General features: G+C 59.3%; 15 protein-coding genes and 2 pseudogenes. 11 read left to right on the top strand and 6 right to left on the bottom strand.

Features of this window, described 5'->3' with window-relative positions; genetic code table 11:
- Positions 1-132: 132 nt before the first annotated feature.
- The gene (locus tag BKP54_RS20605; RefSeq protein ID WP_084814758.1) at positions 133-585 is read left to right on the top strand and encodes a hypothetical protein; all 453 of its coding nucleotides are present in this window, start codon (positions 133-135) and stop codon (positions 583-585) included.
- A gap of 64 nt (positions 586-649) precedes the next feature.
- On the opposite strand, the gene BKP54_RS20610 is transcribed toward BKP54_RS20605, so the two are convergent.
- Together BKP54_RS20610 and BKP54_RS20615 are read right to left on the bottom strand one after the other, a co-directional pair.
- The gene (locus tag BKP54_RS20610) at positions 650-1,912 is read right to left on the bottom strand and encodes a DUF763 domain-containing protein (RefSeq protein WP_084814759.1); all 1,263 of its coding nucleotides are present in this window, start codon (positions 1,910-1,912) and stop codon (positions 650-652) included.
- Positions 1,913-2,316: 404 nt separating this feature from the next.
- On the bottom strand, positions 2,317-2,631 hold the full coding sequence (locus BKP54_RS20615; RefSeq protein ID WP_084814760.1) for a hypothetical protein: 315 nt from the start codon (positions 2,629-2,631) through the stop codon (positions 2,317-2,319).
- 181 nt (positions 2,632-2,812) lie between these two features.
- Between BKP54_RS20615 and BKP54_RS20620 the strand changes: the two genes are divergently transcribed.
- The 4 genes from BKP54_RS20620 to BKP54_RS20635 all read left to right on the top strand — a co-directional run bounded on the left by BKP54_RS20620 (position 2,813) and on the right by BKP54_RS20635 (position 6,663).
- Positions 2,813-3,736, top strand: coding sequence for a hypothetical protein (locus BKP54_RS20620; RefSeq protein ID WP_084814761.1), 924 nt, complete (start codon positions 2,813-2,815; stop codon positions 3,734-3,736).
- 141 nt (positions 3,737-3,877) lie between these two features.
- Positions 3,878-4,114 carry a hypothetical protein gene (locus tag BKP54_RS20625; RefSeq protein ID WP_041692939.1) on the top strand — a complete coding sequence of 79 codons (237 nt, stop codon included), beginning with the start codon at positions 3,878-3,880 and terminating at the stop codon, positions 4,112-4,114.
- Between the two features lie 88 nt (positions 4,115-4,202).
- Positions 4,203-4,862, top strand: coding sequence for a DUF6766 family protein (locus BKP54_RS20630; RefSeq protein WP_084814828.1), 660 nt, complete (start codon positions 4,203-4,205; stop codon positions 4,860-4,862).
- Positions 4,863-5,568: 706 nt separating this feature from the next.
- On the top strand, positions 5,569-6,663 hold the full coding sequence (locus tag BKP54_RS20635) for a PHB depolymerase family esterase (protein ID WP_084814829.1): 1,095 nt from the start codon (positions 5,569-5,571) through the stop codon (positions 6,661-6,663).
- A 318-nt stretch (positions 6,664-6,981) separates the two neighbouring features.
- On the opposite strand, the pseudogene BKP54_RS20640 reads toward BKP54_RS20635, so the two are convergent.
- A pseudogene (locus tag BKP54_RS20640) lies at positions 6,982-7,600 on the bottom strand (hypothetical protein).
- Between the two features lie 44 nt (positions 7,601-7,644).
- The gene (locus BKP54_RS20645) at positions 7,645-7,959 is read right to left on the bottom strand and encodes a PepSY domain-containing protein (protein ID WP_025430733.1); all 315 of its coding nucleotides are present in this window, start codon (positions 7,957-7,959) and stop codon (positions 7,645-7,647) included.
- A gap of 491 nt (positions 7,960-8,450) precedes the next feature.
- Here BKP54_RS20645 and BKP54_RS20650 point away from each other — a divergent pair, with 491 nt between their 5' ends.
- On the top strand, positions 8,451-10,784 hold the full coding sequence (locus tag BKP54_RS20650; RefSeq protein ID WP_084814762.1) for a PBP1A family penicillin-binding protein: 2,334 nt from the start codon (positions 8,451-8,453) through the stop codon (positions 10,782-10,784).
- 347 nt (positions 10,785-11,131) lie between these two features.
- On the top strand, positions 11,132-11,350 hold the full coding sequence (locus BKP54_RS37325; RefSeq protein ID WP_348626749.1) for a hypothetical protein: 219 nt from the start codon (positions 11,132-11,134) through the stop codon (positions 11,348-11,350).
- A gap of 35 nt (positions 11,351-11,385) precedes the next feature.
- On the opposite strand, the pseudogene BKP54_RS36620 reads toward BKP54_RS37325, so the two are convergent.
- Together BKP54_RS36620 and BKP54_RS20665 are read right to left on the bottom strand one after the other, a co-directional pair.
- A pseudogene (locus BKP54_RS36620) lies at positions 11,386-11,619 on the bottom strand (ATP-dependent DNA ligase); the annotation flags it as partial.
- A gap of 513 nt (positions 11,620-12,132) precedes the next feature.
- Positions 12,133-12,849, bottom strand: a complete 717-nt coding sequence (locus BKP54_RS20665) for a TetR/AcrR family transcriptional regulator (protein ID WP_025430750.1) — start codon at positions 12,847-12,849, stop codon at positions 12,133-12,135.
- A 187-nt stretch (positions 12,850-13,036) separates the two neighbouring features.
- On the opposite strand from BKP54_RS20665, the gene BKP54_RS20670 reads away from it, so the two are divergent.
- Genes BKP54_RS20670 through BKP54_RS20685 form a run of 4 tightly spaced genes read left to right on the top strand, consistent with a single transcriptional unit; the run spans position 13,037 to position 19,550 of the window.
- Positions 13,037-14,104 (top strand): efflux RND transporter periplasmic adaptor subunit, encoded by a 1,068-nt coding sequence (locus BKP54_RS20670; protein WP_084814764.1) that lies wholly within the window; start codon positions 13,037-13,039, stop codon positions 14,102-14,104.
- A gap of 1 nt (position 14,105) precedes the next feature.
- Positions 14,106-15,203, top strand: a complete 1,098-nt coding sequence (locus tag BKP54_RS20675; protein ID WP_084814765.1) for an efflux RND transporter periplasmic adaptor subunit — start codon at positions 14,106-14,108, stop codon at positions 15,201-15,203.
- Complete coding sequence (locus BKP54_RS20680) at positions 15,200-18,250, top strand: efflux RND transporter permease subunit (protein WP_084814766.1); 3,051 nt, start codon at positions 15,200-15,202, stop codon at positions 18,248-18,250. Before BKP54_RS20675 ends, BKP54_RS20680 begins: the two co-directional genes overlap by 4 nt.
- Before the next feature lies 1 nt (position 18,251).
- The gene (locus tag BKP54_RS20685) at positions 18,252-19,550 is read left to right on the top strand and encodes an alpha/beta hydrolase (RefSeq protein WP_084814767.1); all 1,299 of its coding nucleotides are present in this window, start codon (positions 18,252-18,254) and stop codon (positions 19,548-19,550) included.
- Position 19,551: the final 1 nt, after the last annotated feature.

Here is a 19,551-nt window from a genome sequence, read left to right on the forward strand (position 1 = left end):
GCAGATGCCTGTCGCGCGGAAGGAAGAGATTTAGCCGATCGGCGAAAATGCCGATCAATAACCAACCGAACCCAAGGAAAAGCCGCCAATCGAAGGCGTTTCGCCCCTTGTGTTCTTTCATTGGAGATAACAATGTCCAACAATGTACAGAGTGGTGGCGACGCGAAGTCCACCGGCGAGAGCGATACGGAGTTTGGCAGATCGATGGAAAGCAAGGCCCAGTTTGCTGACGCGCGGCGCCAATCGACCGATTTTGTCGGGGATGACGACACGTTGAACGTCTATCGGCTGGTGCCGGTGGCCGCACCCACGGACCCGCGGTGGCAGAATGCCCTCAATCAAGGTGAGGTGCTGGTGGCCGCTCGTTCGGCGGGTGATGCGCGTGTCGTCGCTTCGGGATGCGAACTCGACTACATGGAAGTCGATGCAGCACCCGCCGAAGGCGTCAGCACGCTCGACGCAAGCGCATTTCGTGACGAAAAGCTCTATACGGTCATCGAAGTCGAGCATGCCAAACCGGGGTTGGTGCGCGGCCTGATGGAAGGCGACATATCGGTTGCGATGATCAAACCGGTACAGATCTGAGTGTCACGCTAAGAGGAGCTCGGTCTGTGGACGATGGCGGGAGCCTGAATAGTTCACGAACCCTCTACTCTCCCGATGGCCCGGTCTCCGACGGGGGCTCGCAGCCGAAGACACTGCGTCCGCCAAGTGAGGCGGAGTTTCGGAATTCGCCGGCAACGATTTCCTTCAGGTCGGGACCCGTCACGTAGTGTTCGAGGCGACGCGCCTGCTCGTCAAGGCGCCGAAGTGCCTCGAGCTCTTCCGTGTGACCGAGCTTGCCTCTTGAAACGGCGGACTTCATCACCCTGAGTGTTTCATCGTAGACTTTCAGCGGAACAGGGAACGGATGACGATCCTTGCCGCCATGAGCGAGCGAAAACCGTGCGGGGTCGGAAAAGCGGCAAGGTGCGCCGTGGACGACCTCGGCGACCATGGCCAGTGCTTCGACCGTTCGCGCGCCGACGCCGGGGGTCAGAAGCAGCTCCTGAAAATCTTTCGGTCCCCGCTCGGCTGCAGAGGCGAGTGCTGCATGCAGACGGCTCATGTTGACGTCCTTTTCCTGCACGTCGTGGTGAGCCGGCATGATTAGATGCGGGAGCGACAGCTGATCTGGCAGACTTTCGATAACGGGCCCTGCCCGCCGCACGGCGAGGGCCTCGCGGACGATGCGGTCCGGTCCCATATTGGCAAGCAGATCAAGCTGTCCTTCTCGCGATCGCGCCGCCCGTCGGTCGGCGAGATTGACGATGACACCCTGGGTGGTGTCACCTTCAATTGCCGCATGCGGGGAATCGAGAAAGCTTTCCAGGTTTTCCGACAGCCAATGATAGCGCCTGGCCTGTCGTTGATCGCCGTTCATGCCTTGCTGGACGACGACCCATTGTCCGTCGTCGGTGACAATGAAGCCGTGCAGGTATAGATCGAATCCATCCTGAACCGCGGCGCTGTCGATCTTGGCAACGAGGCGGCTGGTGGTCACGAGACGCTGCGCGTCGAAACCGACCCGATCGCCGATCGCAAGCAGTTCCGCCGGGGTTTGGCGCGAGTGCGCACCGCGCCCGCCGCAAACATGAATTCCAAGCTCCGCGGACAGCGGCGTCAGCCCGCGCTTCAGCGCGCCAATGACGCTGGTGGTGATACCGGAAGAGTGCCAGTCCATGCCCATGACCGCGCCAAAGGACTGAAACCAGAAAGGGTGGGCCATTCGACGCAGGAATTCGTCTCGACCGTAGTACAGGATGACGGCTTCGGTAATGACGGCGCCGAGCTTCGTCATGCGATCTCCGAGCCACTTCGGCACGCGCCCGCCGTGGAGCGGAAGATCGGCACTACCGGAACGTTTTGCCATGGGCTTATCCTGTTGATCCGCAATGACGGATGGTGCGCTTTAGCATTTGCGGTGCGGGCTTGGGAAGTTTGCGCATGAGACCGGACGGTCACGGGCTGGATGGTCAGAAGCTCGACTGCCTTTTCGTTGGCCAAAAGGTGAAAGCGGAAAAACCCTGATGTTCTCCATCCCCATCGCGTCCGCTTGGCACAGCCTGCGACCTTTATAGGGAATGCGACCGGTGCTGGAATGTTCCACCGGTGACGCTTGCCCGCCAAGTTCCGACAAAGCCGTCGGCTCAGGAAAAATGCGGCTTAGAAAACCAGAACCCTTTGCGCCTTCCGATCCACGTGGGCGATACATATCGAGTGCGCCGGACCAAGCGGTCCGATGGACTTGGATGACGTCAGAGACCGGCGCAATCGCTAGCGCCGTCGGATAGACGCCCCCCAGAGGTATCCTATGGTGCCGGCTGCAATCAGAACGGGGGCGAGGTGGTCCCTGATCCGGTTCTGCGTTGTTTCAAGAGCGATGACGGCCTCAGTCACGGCCAACCGGGATGTTCCGGCAATGATCGCGGCGAGTTCCTCGCGCAGGTTCGCAATTTCTGTTCGCAGCGCCTCAAGTTGGGCCCGTCGTGCCAGTGTGGCGTCATTTCCTGGAGCCGTCTCGAGTGCCTCGTCGACGGCCACGACTTTTGCGAAATCGTCATCGCTTTCGTAGCCGGTCTGATCCATCATTGCTGTTTCCTCTCACGTGAAGGCGATGCCACCCAACGGTGGAAACGTCGTGTTGTTCCATCGGAAAGGACCGTGGCGCCCGTTTACAAATGCCAGCATCCCAAACCGTGCCATCGTCACGAATGAACCTGTGGCTTTCGTTAGCGTTAGGCTCACCAAACAGCATTTTAAGGTGACGACGATGTCTAAGCCCAAGGAAAGGTCTGATAGCGAGTCCCGTCTTGGCGCCACAGCGAAATTTGCCTACGACAGAATGACGGTGGAGCGCTTCCGCAATGCATTCCCGCGTGCTCGCTGGAACGAGGAGCAACGCAGCTGGTTCGTGCCGGGCAAGACCGCCGGCAAGCGCATTGCAAAGTGGCTGGCGCGCGAGAGCGAAAACCTCGATCTATATGCGGATGCCAAAGGCCACGATGCGTACGCTTTCGATCCTGTTTCCAGTCAATACCTTCAAATCGAAGAGGATATCCAGATACGCACCCCCTATTCCAGGGACGTTGTTGCGCATTTGCGGTCGATCCCTTGGGCTCGGTGGGATGATGAGATGCGCGCCTGGCGCGTGCCGTTCCGATCCTACGAAGCGCTGCGACGATCATGGCCTGATATAGAGGCCGCTGCGCGCGCGAGCGAACCTGAAGAGCGCAAGCGCCGAAAGGAAGCGGAAAAACATACGCCGAAGTACGCGCGCGCGAAATTGCGCTATGACGAACGCCGCCGCCGGCGTTATCCGGTTCCAGCCGGGTCGCTACCACCGATCGGTCAGGCGGTGATGACGTGTTCCTACGGCGTGGTGATTGTAGCCGAGGTGGCGGGAGAATTCGCCGAGCCGGATGATATCAAGCGCTTCTATCCCCATGCTGCAGCCGATCCGCGCGATTTTGTCTGGGTTCGTTGGCGCCCGGCATCACTAGCCGAACTGGTGGCAACCTGGCCAGCGCGTGAGGAGCCGAACGCGTTCGAGAAGGGACGTGGTTGGTGGAGGCCAGATCTGGACGAGTTGCGTGAAGCGCGATCGCAGGCGCGCAGCCTGGAGCGGAAAAAACAAAGGAGAAACACGCCCTCGAGTGAGACGGCTCGTGGCACTGCACGCGAAGGCACACGTTGAGCGCGCCAAGCAGTCGGAAGATTTCCAGCGTAAAAAGTCGTTCGACAGAGGCAGCGTTGCACTAATGGCTCGTCATCCCCAGAAGGACGGGAACAATGATGGCTTTTCCGGCTTTTTCCTCTCGATTGGAGGTTGAGCTTGATGACGCGCTATTTTTTCGATCTGCAAAACAGTGACGGCGAAACACGAGATGAGCAAGGCGTCGAGCTTGGTTCGCGGGATGCTGTGATGCAGGAAGTCACCCGCATCCTCATCGACGTTGCTCGGGACGAACTACCGGATCGCAACCGTACTGATATTTCCGTTCTGGTTCGCACTGACATCGGCAAAACCGTTTCGGTCGCAACGCTCACGTTTCGCAATCAATGGCTCGATTGATTGTCGCGACGCGGGCAGCCTTTAGGATTTACCGCCCTTACGCTGATGCGGTCGCGGTTAGTGCCACATCCAGATGGAGGAGGATGACGTGCGATTTCTACGAGACAACGGCCTGACGATCGTCCTCGTGACCGCAACACTCATGACCATCGCCGGCATGTACATAGCCGGCTGGCTGGCGAACAATGAAGAGTTGACGGCCCACGGATCGCCGGCGCTGACATTGATGCAGTATGGCTTGAGCGGCGATTTTCTATCGGCCGTCTTCGAGAACTGGGAAAGCGAATTTCTGCAAATGTCGGTTTATGTCGTGTTGACCGCCTATCTCTATCAAAGGGGTTCTGCGGAATCCAAGGATCCTGACGAGAGGCCGCCTCAAGATGAAGGACTTGCGGACCGAGAAGAAGATACCGAGGCGCCGTGGCCGGTCAAGATGGGCGGTATAGTGCGGCTCCTATATGCCTACTCGTTGGGAATTGTCCTCACTGGTCTCTTCCTTGCGAGTTTTGTACTCCATCTTGTCTCCAGCGCCAGATCGGAGAGTGAGACGGCGCAATTGCATGGACAAGCGACAACGACGTTCGTGCAGCATCTTGGCAGCGCTGAATTCTGGTTCGAATCTCTTCAGAACTGGCAATCGGAATTCCTGTCTACGGCGGTGATTGTCGTCCTGTCGATCTTCCTGAGGTACCGGGGATCTCCCGAATCGAAGCCTGTCGGCTCGCCTCACCGCGAGACCGGGTCATGAGAGCTGCGTTTGGCTGTGCGATAGTCCGCCGATGCGGTGCGGTGCGGATCGTTGCCCGGACCGACCGCGGTCGGGAAGAGCACGAACGCAGTTGCTCTTACTGCGGTCGGTGGATATGCCGATGCGGTGGAAACAGGTCGGATCTAGTCGCTTTGTTACCAATTGCCGATCGGAGCGCCACTCTTCTCGCACCGAGCTTTCCGGGCAATCGCTGCTAATGGATGAAAGCGAGTTCGCCTGAATCCGCCTTCACTACCAACGCCGGAGGAAATGACGGCGGTTGCCGATCGACGACAACGCCTGGACGATTGAGGAATCGCCTTTGGTGTGAAGGTGAGAGTGCCTATAGGGATCTTGTGCACCCGGACTGGCGCCTATCGGCATTCTCCGGGCTCCGAAATCAACGAAAGCATCCGACAATCGCCCCGTTGGGACTGGATCAGGATGACGGAAAGGTGTTTTGCGCAGCCGTCGGACGACGTCATGGGTGCAGCATCAGCAAACGCCACATACCGACTAACTGGGGCTCGGTGGCGCGACGAGCAAGGCGGACACGCGTGACGGCCTGCGGACTATCAATTAGACGCTCCACTTATTGAAAATGTGCAGTGCAGCATTATCTTGTGCAATGCAGCAATCGCCCTTGATGCTGCACAAGGCCGCTATGACAGCCATCCTGGCCGTTACGGCCTGGAGGTATCCCACCATGCGCTCCCTATCGGACACTCTGGCACGGCTCAACCACTTCCGCCCAACTCCATCTGCACTTGATGGCAAAAGTCGATTGGCCACGTTTGGAGCCTTCGGAACAAACCCGGGCGAACTTGAGGCAAGAATTCACGTCCCGGCAAAGCTGACAAAGTCACCGGCACTCGTGGTGGTATTGCATGGCTGTACCCAGACCGCGGCGAACTATGACAAGGGCTCGGGCTGGAGCAAGCTCGCCGACGAATACGGCTTCGTCGTTTTGTATCCGCAGCAGACGCGCACCAACAACGCCAATCTTTGCTTCAACTGGTTTCAGCCAAACGATATAGCGCGCGATCGAGGCGAGGCTCTTTCAATTTGCCAGATGATCAATACCGCCGAAACGCGCTACGACATAGATCGCAGTCGTGTCTATATCACTGGCCTGTCGGCAGGCGGGGCCATGGCCAATGTGATGCTGGCTACCTATCCCGAAGTCTTTGCCGGCGGGGCGATCATCGCGGGCCTTCCCTATGGGACGGCGCGCACTGTGCCCCAGGCGTTCGACCGCATGCGCGCGCAAGGTATTCCCGACGGGCAATCTCTTCAAAAGGCACTCCGAGGCGCATCGAAATCAAACGGTCCTTGGCCGGCGATCTCGGTCTGGCATGGTACCCAAGATGCTACCGTCAATTCCGCAAACGCAGACGCGATTGTGGAGCAGTGGAAGGTTATTCACGAGGCAGAAGCTGCCGTTGCATCGGACACATCGAGCGGGCCGCTCGAACGCGCGATTTGGGTTTGCCCCGATGGCAAGGAACGTCTCCAACTCTATCGCATCAAGGGCATGGGGCACGGCACGCCGATAGACGTCAAAAGCGGTTACGGGCAGGCAGGACCCTACATGCTCGACGTCGGCATTTCATCGACCGAGGAAATTGCACGGTCATTCGGAATTGTCGCGCCGTCTTTGAGGCAGGCAAGTGCGGACGCCAAAGTAAACGTTCTAGCCCCCGCGTCGCGCAACGCCGACAGCCAGCGTCAAGAGGGACCCGCAGACGGCATTCGTCGCACCATCGAAGACGCGTTGCGTGCAGCGGGTTTGATGCGCTAGCGGCAGTTACGCCTCTTTTAGCAAAGCGCCTGAACGGGCAAACAAAATCCCGGCTCCCGCGTTGTCTAAGCACAGCGAGAAAGGAGACGTCGCAATGACAAAATCAGCAACCGCCGCAAAGCAACGGGCCATCCAGAATGAAGTTGCCAATGAAAATCAAGGTGCGTGTTCCCAATGAATTGCCCACCATCGCTCTTGGTCCAGAGGTATGGATCGAATTTTTCGGGGATTTGCGGCTGTGCTGGAATCTCGCTTTAAAGCAAAGTGCATAAACAAGAAAGGCCGCCCATATGGACGGCCTTTCGATGTTCTGGTTGTTTAGATCAACGTCCCGCGACTTGCGTATCGTGAGCGTTCTTCTTCAATCTGCGCTGGGCTATAGGGATCGAGTGTCTCGTCGAATCGGTTCCAACCTTGCTCGCGATAAGAGGAGCGACGCTCTTCGAGATCCACCCAGTTTGAGCGCCTGAGGATCGCCTCCGCTTCGGCGGTATCGCTCTCGGTAACGCGCGCCGTGACCAATGTACCGCCGCGGCGGACACCTTCGGCATAGACGTGTGCATCTTCTTCAGGCACGCCGGAATCCGTTAGCGCGCCGATAATGCCGCCGACTGCACCACCGGCAACCGCACCGGCAGCAGCACCCGCAGCCGTCGCCGCAAGCCAACCGGCCGCAACGACCGGCGACGCCCGGGATCGCCATCAGCCCAAGGCCGGTCAGAAGGCCGCCTGCACCGCCGACCGCAGCACCGATGCCGGCGCCAGTGCCAGTGCCAGCCCCTTCGGCCGCACCTTCTGTGTCGTCAACCTCGTATCGGCCCTCGGCATTGCTCACGACCATGCTGATATCTTCATCGGGAATGCCGGCCGCTTTCAGCGCTCGCACAGCTTCAGACGCTTGGTCATAGGTGTCGAAAAGTCCAGTAACGGTTTTCATATTGGTTTTCCTTCGTTCGGTTTGCTGAGATCTTTCGGCCAACATCAGTTGGCGACGATGTTGCCCTGGTAGTCGAGCGTGACGGTCACGGGCTTTCCGTCCTTGGTGGCCGAGGCGTGCCATATGCCCTTGTCGTCCAGCTTCAGCCCGGTCACGGATATGTAGCCATTCTCCTCAAGGCGGGCGCGCGCCTGCTCTTCGGTGAAGCTGTTGGCGCCCGCGACAGGGGCTGTCGGATTGGTGGTGTCGGGCGTGGCGATTGCTGGCGTTTCAGGGTCCGGCGACGGTGTTGCCGTCTGTGCATAGGCACTAAGTGCGCTTGCCGCCAGAAAGGCTGTCGCGACGATCACTCGTTTCATTGTTGTCTCCTCGATGCTGTCATTGAACGATGCGGGGACAACGCGAGTGCTTGGCTATGGTTCCTATTCCATCTGAAAGAATGGTATATTTATCTCTATATTACAACGACTTACGCAAACCACGCGTGTGCCAACCACCCTTCGTGGGTGAGGCCGAACTTCTTGAGAATTCGCCCGATGACGAGGCGCTTCAATAAAACTTCGACGCAAGTTGGAAGTTCCCCAAGTCAACCGTCGAAGCGCTCAAATCGAATGCTGGCGTAGGACGTGCGGGTGTCCGCATCGCGCTGGGAGTGGAACAAAGCTACAAGATGTCGGCGCCGAGGTGGAAATTGGACTGCCAATGTCCAGACTGGTGCGACGTTATCGATCACCACCACTCCCGAAGGCGGCAATAGCGCTCTATCGCGATCGCTGCCGGGTGGCTACAACGCCTTTCTTCTGTCCTTTCCCGCTCTATTTCTTAGACGGAACAATATCGCCGGCAAGAAATGACCCACTCCGCAGACAGTCCAAATCAGACCGATGATGAAGGTGCCAATTCTTCGACGATAGGGATCGAACCAGAACCCCTTCGGGCAGCGGTAGAGCCGGCTGTCAGCGCTAGCGACAGCGCATCAGCGATTGCATCGTCAGACGAGAGCGAGCCGCACCCACCAGCCTTCACGGAAAGCAAGCGCGCGCTTCGCCATCTTGCATCCGCTTTTCGCCGCGATCTCGGCACGGTCGTACAGCGTTGCTTGGCGGGTTCGTCCGCGCTGATCAAGAAACTCAAACCGGTCGCGAGCGCTTCGCGCGCCTGGATCCCGCATGATTTTCGACTGAGGGCGGCATCAGCCACAGGCCCCCTCCGCAAAGGCATATCCGGTGCAATAGGCATCATCTCCACGTCGGCATGGCTTCGTGCCTTGCGACCTCAGCCTCGATCCTGGAAAGCCGTGATTTTGATGGTGACGTTGACCTTTGTGATCTTCGTGACCGGAATGCTGATCTGGGCACTGAAGGATGTGCCGTGGCGAGAAATCGCCGACGGCTCCCTAAAACCTATTGTGGTCCTTGAAGCCGCTGACGGCCAGCCAATCGTAAGGCAAGGTCCTTTCCAGGGTCCCTATGCCCGATACGAGGAGTTTCCCGCGCATCTGGTCGATGCCGTACTTTCAATCGAGGATCGGCGGTTCATGGATCACTACGGTGTCGATTTGAAAGGGATCATGCGGGCCGTATTGAGAAACTTCCAGGCCGGCTCGGTCGTTCAAGGCGGCAGCACGATCACCCAGCAACTGATCAAAGTGCAGTATCTTGAAAGCGATCGCACGCTGAAGCGCAAGCTGCAAGAACTGGTCATCGCATTCTGGCTCGAGTGGAAGCTTGGCAAGCGGGAGATCCTCACGCGATACTTGAACACCGTTTACCTCGGTTCCGGCGCGACAGGAATGCCCGCGGCTGCCCGGATCTATTTCAACAAGGACATTGCCGCACTCAGCGTCCAGGAGGCCGCGATGCTGGCCGGACTGCTGAAGGCACCGAGCCAATTAAATCCGATCGACAATTTCGAAGCCGCACGCGAGAGGACGGCAACGGTCCTGGACGCGATGGTGGCAAACGGCAAGCTCGCAGCGCAAGATGCGTCCGCCGCCAAGGCGGAGTTTGCCGAGTTGCATCCGACCACGCCGACGCCACGCTCGGGCAGTTGGTTTGCAGACTGGATCTCGCCCCAGGCCGGCGAAATTGCAGGTGCCTCTCCAGGTTCGACAACAGTGCGCACGACGCTGGTGCCACGCCTTCAGCAGCTTGCCGAAGATGTCGTCGCTCGCAATCTTGATAAGGAAGGGAAAGCGCTGGGTGCTTCACAGGCCGCACTGGTGGCAATGACGCCGGATGGAGCAGTGGTCGCGATGGTCGGCGGACGCGACTACAAAGCCAGCCAGTTTAATCGCGCCGTTGCCGCCAAGAGACAACCGGGCTCAACGTTCAAGCTTTTCGTCTTTTATGCCGCATTGAAGAACGGACTTACCCTGCGTGATCGGGTCTTCGATGGCCCGATTGAAGTCGACGGGTGGTCGCCGCAAAACTCGACAGGCCGCTATCGTGGCTGGGTAACACTTGCGGAAGCCTTCGCCCGATCGCTCAATGGTGCAACCGTTGCGCTGGCGCAGGAAGTGGGCATCGAGAATGTTGTCGCGGCCGCAAGGGAGCTCGGCATCGACAGCCCCCTTAATCCGGTGCCTGCATTGGCGCTCGGATCATCCGAAGTCAGTCTGCTTGACCTGACGGGCGCCTACGCCTCGATCCGCCTTGGCAAATCGCCGGTCGAACCTTGGGGCGTGATCGATTTTCAGGCGTCGACCCAAGCCAAGGCGTTCCGCGTCGGCCCGCTCACAGCCGCTTCGACCGATCTCTCCATCTACCAACAGGATCTGGTGAGCCTATTGCAGCTCGTGGTCGAGCGCGGCACCGGACGGGACGCTTTCCCGGGTTCATTTGCAGCCGGTAAGACCGGCACCAGCCAGAACAACCGTGACGCCTGGTTTGTAGGTTTTACGGAAGATCTTGTTGCCGGCGTCTGGGTCGGTAACGATGACGACACGCCCATGAAGGGCGTCACCGGCGGCACGCTTCCGGCGCGCATTTGGCGGGATTTCATGCAAGCGGCAATGGCCCAACCTGCACCCCAGATTGATCCAGATACGGGGCTCATGACAAGCCAAGGAGGGCCCGCGGCGTCCTGCAATATTAGAGCTTGCGCGCGGAGCTATCGATCGTTTCGAGCGTCCGATTGCACCTACCAGCCTTATCGGGGAGAGCGCCGGCTGTGTGAGCGGTAGCTGTTTGTCTACTGGGCAGCCTTACGCGACCAGCCATAGCGCCTATAACAAAGACGAAGACTTTCAGGAAGAAGTGCGAAACGCCACACTCACACTGCGGGATGCAGTGATGGCTCAATATTCAGGCAAGCAGGTCGCTGCAGGATCTCAATTGGAGATGCCTCGACAGAAGTGACGTGGGAACACGAAACCCGACTGGTCCGGTCTGCTACGGGCTTCGTTTGCTGCTAGAGCAATACTATGTGCGATGTTGTCACCCCTATTGCCGCTGCGGAAGCATTGAGAAGGTTTCGCGACCTTGCCCCGTCGATATCAACGAACTCGTTGGGCTGTGGCGCGCGTCTGGTGTGCCAACAGGCTATCCCCTGGACGATGTTCTTGAAACCCTCGGCTGGTTTGGCAAGCGCTTCCACACGAACCTTCGTGCCGACGGCATGGGAGGAAAAACCGGACTGCTCACCCTGTGGGGGGGCAGGCACGATGAAAAGGGCGAGAGACCGTCCGGCTCACTCACAACTGCCCAAACTTCTTTCGCATACAAATGTTCCACAGGCCCAAGCATCTAACTGATCGCGTCGGCCACCCTCCCCGGCATGGCTGCCAGTTGCTTGCGGAGGTCGCGGGCCATCTTGTCGGTAAAGCCTGTACCGACGCCGCCGACATAGACCAACTCGTCGCCTCGCCGAGCCGCCAGCAGAAGCCGGGATATCGCACCGGTCACTTTCGTTGAAAGCTCGAACCCGACGACGACAAAGCCATCGCTCTGGATGCATTTCAGCTTGAGCCAATCACCGAGCCGACCGGGACGGTATGCGCTTGAACCCCTTGTTCGCGCGCCCGTCGTTTGGCAGCCGCCAAGGACATCCCCGCTGAAGCAACGACATGAACCTCGTTCCTCGCAAACATCGGGTCTGCGGCGAAGGGCGGCGAATTGCGATCGCTGTTGAACAACTCGACCACGCTTGGCGGAAGCGCCAGATGATCGAGGCGCCAGCTTCAGATCATCGGCTATTCCAGTTCGGGGAGCGTGAAGATGGCTTCGCGGATCGTCGCAGCTGCACCAAGGCCGCTCCGTCGGCGCCGAACTTGGCGACCGAGATTGGGGCGGGATCGAAACCTGGCAGCAGCTTCGAGGCTAGCTTCGACCGAACGAGACCGGCGACGGGAGGATAAAGGGCCGCGATGGGCCACCGAGGACGATGCGGCCGTCGCGCATCCTTCGAACTTCGAACGACCGGACGCGCACGTCATCAGCAACTCGCTGCCTGAGGGCAAGCCCCCACGAAAATTGAACTCGCGAGCACCTGCAGCACTTCTGCCGTCGCGAAGTGCCGGAACTCTTCCGGCTTCACCCCTTCAGCACGAGGCTTGGGACATTCGACTCGCCAGGCGGAGGGCCTATCCACACGCCTGCTGGTATCGCGGGGATACTGTTCGCCAGTCCATCGAGCATGCCTTGCAAGACGCTCTCGCTCAGCTCGTCCATCTTTTCGCGGGGGCCGACGAGGCGGTCTACCAGCAGCAAAGTGAGACCATGCATCTGCGACCAAAAAATTAGAATGGCACCATCAATCTCACGTGTGTTTGCCGCGGCGGTCGGAATGAGGCGCCCGAGAGCGCCATCACTTATCGCGTCCACCAGAAGCGCTTTCATGTTCTCAGCCGCAGTTCTTTCGATTGCAGGGCGCCCATCATCCTGACCGGTAAGATAGCCGCCGAACATCAATCTGTAGAGCGCAGGATTGTTGACGCCGCCGCGCACATAAGCGCGCGCCATAGCTGCCAACCGCTCGCGCGGACTGTCGTGTTCCTTCGTCGCATCGGTCATCTGCTTTGCAAGGAGCTCGAAACCAACTGCCGAGACCGCCGCCAACAAATCACGCTTATCGGCGAAGTGTTTGTAAGGGGCATTATGGCTGACGCCCGCTCGACGGGCGAGCTCTCGAAGCGAGAACTCTGTGCTTTGGGATTCGCTGAGCACATCGAGTGCGGCACCTACGATCGCCCTGTGCAGGTCACCATGGTGGTAGGGGCGCGGATCTGCAGTGGGGGTGGCTTTGATCATACTCGTCCGTCTAGGCCCTTATGTTGCGCGCGTCAACATTTTTGCCGAAGCGATGTTGACGTCGTCCACTTTAATCTCTAAGTGGGCACTGTCAACATCTGGCCATGGCCCTTCTAACCATCAGATTTGAAACCCGCAGGCGAACCGGCCTGCTCTCTGATGGGTGCAAATGGCAACGGAGAAAAAAATGCAGCCCCTTCGAATTCTGGGAATTGGTCTCGCCTGCGCCTATCTCGCCGCCTGCGACGACAAAACTGAAGCCGCGCCGCCGGCGCCGCAACAGGTGCGGGTCATTCCGGCCGCCTCTGTTCGATATCAGCCGAGTGCGGAAATTACCGGTGAGGTAAAGGCGCGGATCCAGACCGAACTCTCATTTCGCGTCAGTGGCAGGGTGATCGAGAGGCAGGTTGACGTGGGTGCGCACGTTCGCGCCGGCGAGGTCCTGGCGCGCCTCAACGATACCGAACAGCAAGCAGATATCAGCGTTGCAAGAGCTGCATTGGAGTCGGCGCAGGCGGTGGTCAAACAGAGGACGCTGGCATTTGAGCGATCAAAGGCCCTCGTGCAATCGCAGGTCATTTCGCAGGAGACCTTTGATGATGCTCGAAAAGACCTGACGAGTGCCCAAGCCTCTTTGGAAGCTGCCGCAGCCGCGCTGGCCACAGCCGAGGATGCGGTGTCCTATACGGAGTTGAAGGCTGAAGCCGACGGGATCATCACCGCCCGCGGCTTAGAAGTGGGGCAGGTTGTCTCGGCGGCGCAGTCGGTCTTCACGCTCGCCCACGACGGCCCGAGAGATGTGGTGTTCGATGTCTTCGAGGCATTCTTTCTGGACGGCCCGCCGTCGTCGGATGTCGCGGTGGCACCAGTCGGGGACCGGGCACTCGAAGTGCACGCGAACATCCGGGAGGTCTCCCCGGTGATCGACACCAAGACCGGCACAATCCGGATCAAGGTGGAGCTCCAGGAGAACTCTCACTGGCCTCTAGGCACACCGGTGGTCGGCAAACTCCACTCCGCGCCGCGCGACGGAATCGTGCTGCCCTACAACGCGATTGCCTCCGCCAAGGGTGAACCCGCCGTGTGGCTGATCAACAACGAAAACCTCTCCGTTACCCTCCGCAAAGTTTCGGTCGCCCGTTACCGCAAAAGCGATTTCGTCGTGACCGGCGGCATCGCCCCGGACGACCTGATCGTCACGGATGGCGGAAAGTTCCTCAAGGAAGGCCAGGCAGTAGCTTGGGAAGGCAAGTGAGATGATCCTTAGTCACCTATACACCACTCTTCCACTCTTTCTGTCGATCTCGCTCCTTGTCGGCTGCGAGCAAAGCTCGATCGCAGGGGAAGAGGCGAGCCCCCGTCCCGTCAAATCCGTGGCTACCCAAGGCGAGCGTGAAGTTGTCGAGAGCTTGCCCGGCATCGTGCGGGCCCGCATCGAGACCGACCTGGCATTCCGAACACTTGGACGAATCGTATCACGCAAGGTCGATGTTGGCGATCTCGTGCAGAAAGGTGATGTCGTAGCGGAAATTGATCCCCTCAGTCTCCGCCTCGCAGTCAGGAGTGCAGATGCCAACTTGCGTGATGCCAAGGCGCAGTTAGAGAACGCCGTACTGACAGAAGGGCGTAAACGAACTCTCGCCCACAAGAGCGCCTCGAGCATTGCCGATCACGAACTTGCCGAACAACAACTAAAGTCGGCCGAGGCCAACGTCGCAAAAGAGACGGCCAGCCTCGCCAAAGCGCACGAGCAGCTTGGCTACGCGGAGTTGAGGGCGGAATTCGACGGTGTCGTCACGGCCACATACGCAGAAACGGGCCAGACAGTCTCGACGGGCCAGCCGGTCTTGAAGCTGGCGCGTCTCGAACAGCGTGATGTGGTCGTCGATGTTCCCGATGCGCAATTTCGATCCGTTCGCCTGAATGACAAATTCAGCATTGCCCTTCAACTCGACCGTACGGCGCAGACTGTTGGCGTCGTGCGCGAGATCGCGCCGCAAGCGGACCCCAATACCCGCACCCACAGACTGAAGGTCGCCATAGATCAGGCGCCGGAGGTCTTCCGCCTGGGTGCCGTGGTGACTGCGACACCCTTGGTCGAAGGGCGAAAACGAGCAGTCGCCCTGCCGGGTTCTGCCATCAGCGACAGGGGTGGCGCCATCCACGTCTGGGTCGTGGATCAATCGACCGGCACCGTCTCACCAAGACCGGTCCAACTCGACACCCAGGCGAGTGGTTCCCGTTGGGCGCGGGTTCTGTCCGGGTTGCAGGAAGGTGAAGAAGTCGTCGTCGCCGGCGTCAACGAACTTGTCGAAGGACAGAAGGTAAAACGCGTACAGGAGCGCCACCCGTGACAAAATTCAATCTTTCAGACTGGGCGCTCGAGCATCGTTCTCTCGTCTGGTATTTCATGATCATCTTCGCAGTGGCAGGCGCCTATGCCTATGTGGGCCTTGGCCGTGAAGAGGATCCATCCTTCACGATCAAGACGATGGTAATCCAGGCCCAATGGCCCGGCGCCTCCGCCCAGGAAGTGACTCAGCAGGTTACCGACCGCATTGAGAAAAAGCTGCAGGAACTCAACAATCTCGAACATACTCGCAGCATCACCACCGCAGGTCAGACGATCGTCTTCGTCGATCTGTTGCCGGATACAAACGCGCGCGATGTAAAGCCCACCTGGTCGCGAGTGCGCAACCTGATCGACGATGTAAAGCACGAGTTTCCCCAGGGCGTGATCGGTCCTTTCTTCGATGACCAGTTCGGAGATGTCTACGGCAACATCTTTGCCTTCGCTGGTGAAGGGCTTAGTCATCGGGAATTGCGCGATTTCGCGGAGGACGCCCGGACGCGAATCCTCAAGATTCCGGACGTGGGCAAGGTCGACATTGTCGGTGCGCAGGACGAGGTCATCTACCTCGAATTCTCCACCCGCAAAATCGCCGCCCTCGGCATCGACCGCGCAGACGTCATTGCCACGCTGCAGGCGCAGAACGCCGTCACCCAGTCAGGCTTCATCCAGACGGGACCGGAACGCATTGCCCTTCGCGTTGGCGGACGCTTCATCTCCGAAGAGACCTTGCGCGGGATTAACCTCAGGGTCAACGATCGCTTCTTTCCGCTGACGGACGTAGCCAACATCACCCGCGGCTATGTAGACCCGCCGATTTCGCACTTCCGTTTCAATGGAAAACCGGCGATCGGGCTAGCGATTGGCATGAAGACTGGGGGCAATCTGCTTGCCTTTGGCGAAGCGCTCGAAAAGACGATGAGCAGGATCGTTCAGGATCTTCCGGTCGGCGTTTCGGTCGACCAGGTCTCCGACCAACCGAAGGTGGTTCACGAGGCAGTTGGAGGCTTCACGAAGGCCCTGTTCGAGGCGGTCGCCATCGTGCTCGCGATCAGTTTCATCAGTCTAGGGTTCAGGGCCGGCCTGGTCGTGGCGATCGCAATCCCGCTGGTTCTCGCCATCACCTTTATGGTGATGCTCTATTCAGGTATTTCACTGCAGCGAATCTCGCTCGGTGCGCTCATCATCGCACTCGGTCTTCTCGTCGACGACGCCATGATCGCAGTCGAAATGATGGTGGCAAGGCTGGAAATGGGTGACAGTCTCAGGAAGGCCGCCACCTACGTCTACACCTCCACGGCCTTCCCAATGCTAACCGGCACGCTTGTGACCGTCGCGGGCTTCATACCCGTTGCATTCAACAAAAGCAGCGCCGGCGAGTTCACCTTCACCCTCTTCGTCGTCATCGCCGTATCGCTCGTCGTCTCCTGGATCGTTGCCGTCTTGTTCACACCACTCATCGGCGTGACCCTGCTTCCCAAGACCATGAAGAAGCACTCCGACCACAAGGGACGGTTCGCCACGGCATTCTCCAGCATACTGCAGTTCTGCCTGCGCTGGCGCTGGATGACGATTATCGCCACGATCGCCCTCTTCGTCGGATCGCTCGTCGGCTTGTCGATGGTGCAACAGCAGTTCTTTCCGAGCTCCGACCGACCGGAACTGATCGTTGACTGGAACCTGCCGCAAAACAGCTCGATTGCGGAAACCAGCAGGCAAATGGCTCAGCTCGAGCGTGAAGTGCTGACCGACAACCCTGCGGTCGAGCATTGGTCTACATACGTCGGAAGGGGCGCACCGCGCTTTATCCTTTCGTTCGACGTACAGCCGGCTGACGTTTCATTCGGCCAGACCGTCATCCTGACCAAGGGGCTCCAGGATCGCGACAAGCTGAAGAGGCAAGTGGAGGCCTACCTACAGAAGACTTTTCCTGGAACTGACGCCTATGTGAAGCTTCTGGAAATCGGGCCCCCGGTCGGCAAGCCAATTCAGTACCGCGTGTCCGGCGAGAATCTCCAGACGGTACGCGACCTGGCACAGAAACTGGGGTCTGTTGTAGGCACCCACCCTTCACTCAAGAACCTCGCCTTTGACTGGAATGAACCGGCGCGCGTCGTGAAGATCGACGTGCTGCAGGACAAGGCACGACAGCTTGGTGTCTCCTCCCAGGATATCGCGATGGCCTTGAACACCGTCGTGCAAGGGGACGCGGTAACGCAGGTTCGGGACGACATTTATCTGGTCGATGTGGTCGGCCGAGCCGCGGCGAAGGAGCGAGAGTCGATCGACACTCTGCTCGACCTGCAACTGCAGAGCAGCAGCGGCCAGTCGGTCCCATTGTCATCGGTCGCAACGTTCCGATACGAGCTCGAACAGCCGACGATCTGGCGCCGGGATAGGGTTCCAACCATCACGGTCAAGGCGGGGATCGCCGATGCGACGCAGCCGGCGACCATTGTGAAGGCGCTCAGCGATAGGATTGCGGCGTTCGAAAAGACGCTGCCGGTCGGCTACTCCGTCGCAGTCGGCGGCGCGGTCGAGGAAAGCGCCAAGTCGCAGGGGCCCATCGCGCAAGTCGTACCGGCCATGCTCTTGATGATGGCGACGCTCCTGATGGTTCAGCTTCAGAGCTTCCACAGGCTGTTCCTGGTCTTCTCGGTTGCCCCGTTGGCGCTCATCGGTGTCGTGGTGGCTCTGGTCGCCAGCAATTCCCCGCTTGGGTTCGTCGCACTCCTTGGTGTGCTTGCACTCGTCGGCATCCTCATCCGCAACTCCGTCATCCTGATCGTGGAGATCGAAGAATTACGGGCAGTGGGTAAGTCGCCATGGAATGCGGTCGTGGAGGCGACAGAACACCGTATGCGGCCGATCATGCTCACCGCCGCGGCGGCGACCCTGGCGCTGATCCCGATCTCGCACGAAATCTTCTGGGGGCCCATGGCCTACGCAATGATGGGCGGCATCGTCGTGGGAACGGCGCTGACGCTTCTCTTCCTGCCGTCGCTCTATGTCGCCTGGTTCCGGATCCCGCGTGAAGTCGAGCAAAACTGATATGACAATTTCCAGGTTCTCTTTCCCCGGACGAAACGACGCCCGGGGACCGCAACGGACTGCCCGACCGTACCGGATCGCTGCAATATATGCGTTCCCGCGGCGGGCGCTTGCTTCCCTGCTGGTGCTATCTATCCTCGCACCCGGCTGCGCGACTCGGGTGGAGAATGTCCTTCAGCCCCCTGAGGTGGCCGCCCGCGACGCCAGCAGGGTGAACATGCTGGTTGCTACGACACGCAAGCCTTCGGAAAGCCCCGGCAAACTCTATACCGGCGAGCGCGGAACGGCGATCTCGCTCAACAGCGTCGCCGTCTCCATTCCTCCGGATCGGAACCGCAAGATCGGCGAGGTGCAGTGGCCTTCCCGCGTGCCGCCGAATCCGGATAAGGAATTTGCGGTACTCGAAGTCACCAAAGCCGACTCCGAACGTCAGGCACTGGAGTGGTTTCGCAAAAATCGAAACTCCAAGCGTCAGGTGCTCATCTTTGTACACGGCTTCAACAATACCTATGCCGACGCCGTCTTCCGCCTTGCGCAAATCGTTCACGACTCGGGAACAGCTGCGGCGCCGATCCTGTTCACTTGGCCGTCGCGAGGGCGCGCGTTCGACTACCTCTATGACAGGGAGAGCGCCAACTATTCGCGTCGCGCCTTGGAGGATTTGATCCTTCAGGTTGCAAAAAGTCCCGATGTTCAAGACGTCACGATTCTTGCTCATTCCATGGGAGGTTGGCTCGCGGCAGAGGCGCTGCGGGGTGTCGCGATGCGTGAAAAATCAATCCCGGCGAAGGTCAGAAATGTCATTCTGGCGTCGCCGGACATCGACATCGACGTGTTTCGTCGTCAGTTCGTCGAGATGGGGCCAAAGCGACCGCACTTTGCGATCTTGACATCCACACGCGATAAGGCGCTCGAGGTGTCTGGCTGGCTCTCGGGCGGCGTAGACCGTGTCGGTGGAACCGATCTCAAACCCTATGCCTCTGTGCTTGACGAACTGGGCGTTTCGGTCATCGACACCAGTGCCGTCGCGACCAAAGATCCACTCGGCCACAATGCCTTCGCCGACAGTCCTGAGATCGTACGCATGCTTGGGCGACGTCTGGCTGGTCAGACGCTGACGGGTGGAGAGGCGACATTCGCGGATCGTGTAGGGGTGGCCGCCGCCAATTTCGCCGGATCGGCAGCGCGCGTGGCCGTCGCGGCTCCGGTCTCGGTCATCAGCGGCGAGGCTCGCGAAGTATTGAAACGCGAGCTTACCCCGTCGACCGGCCAGATGGTGGACGGGCAGATCGCGTACTAGG

Source organism: Ensifer sp. 1H6 (assembly GCF_001976035.1).
Lineage (GTDB): Bacteria > Pseudomonadota > Alphaproteobacteria > Rhizobiales > Rhizobiaceae > Ensifer > Ensifer canadensis.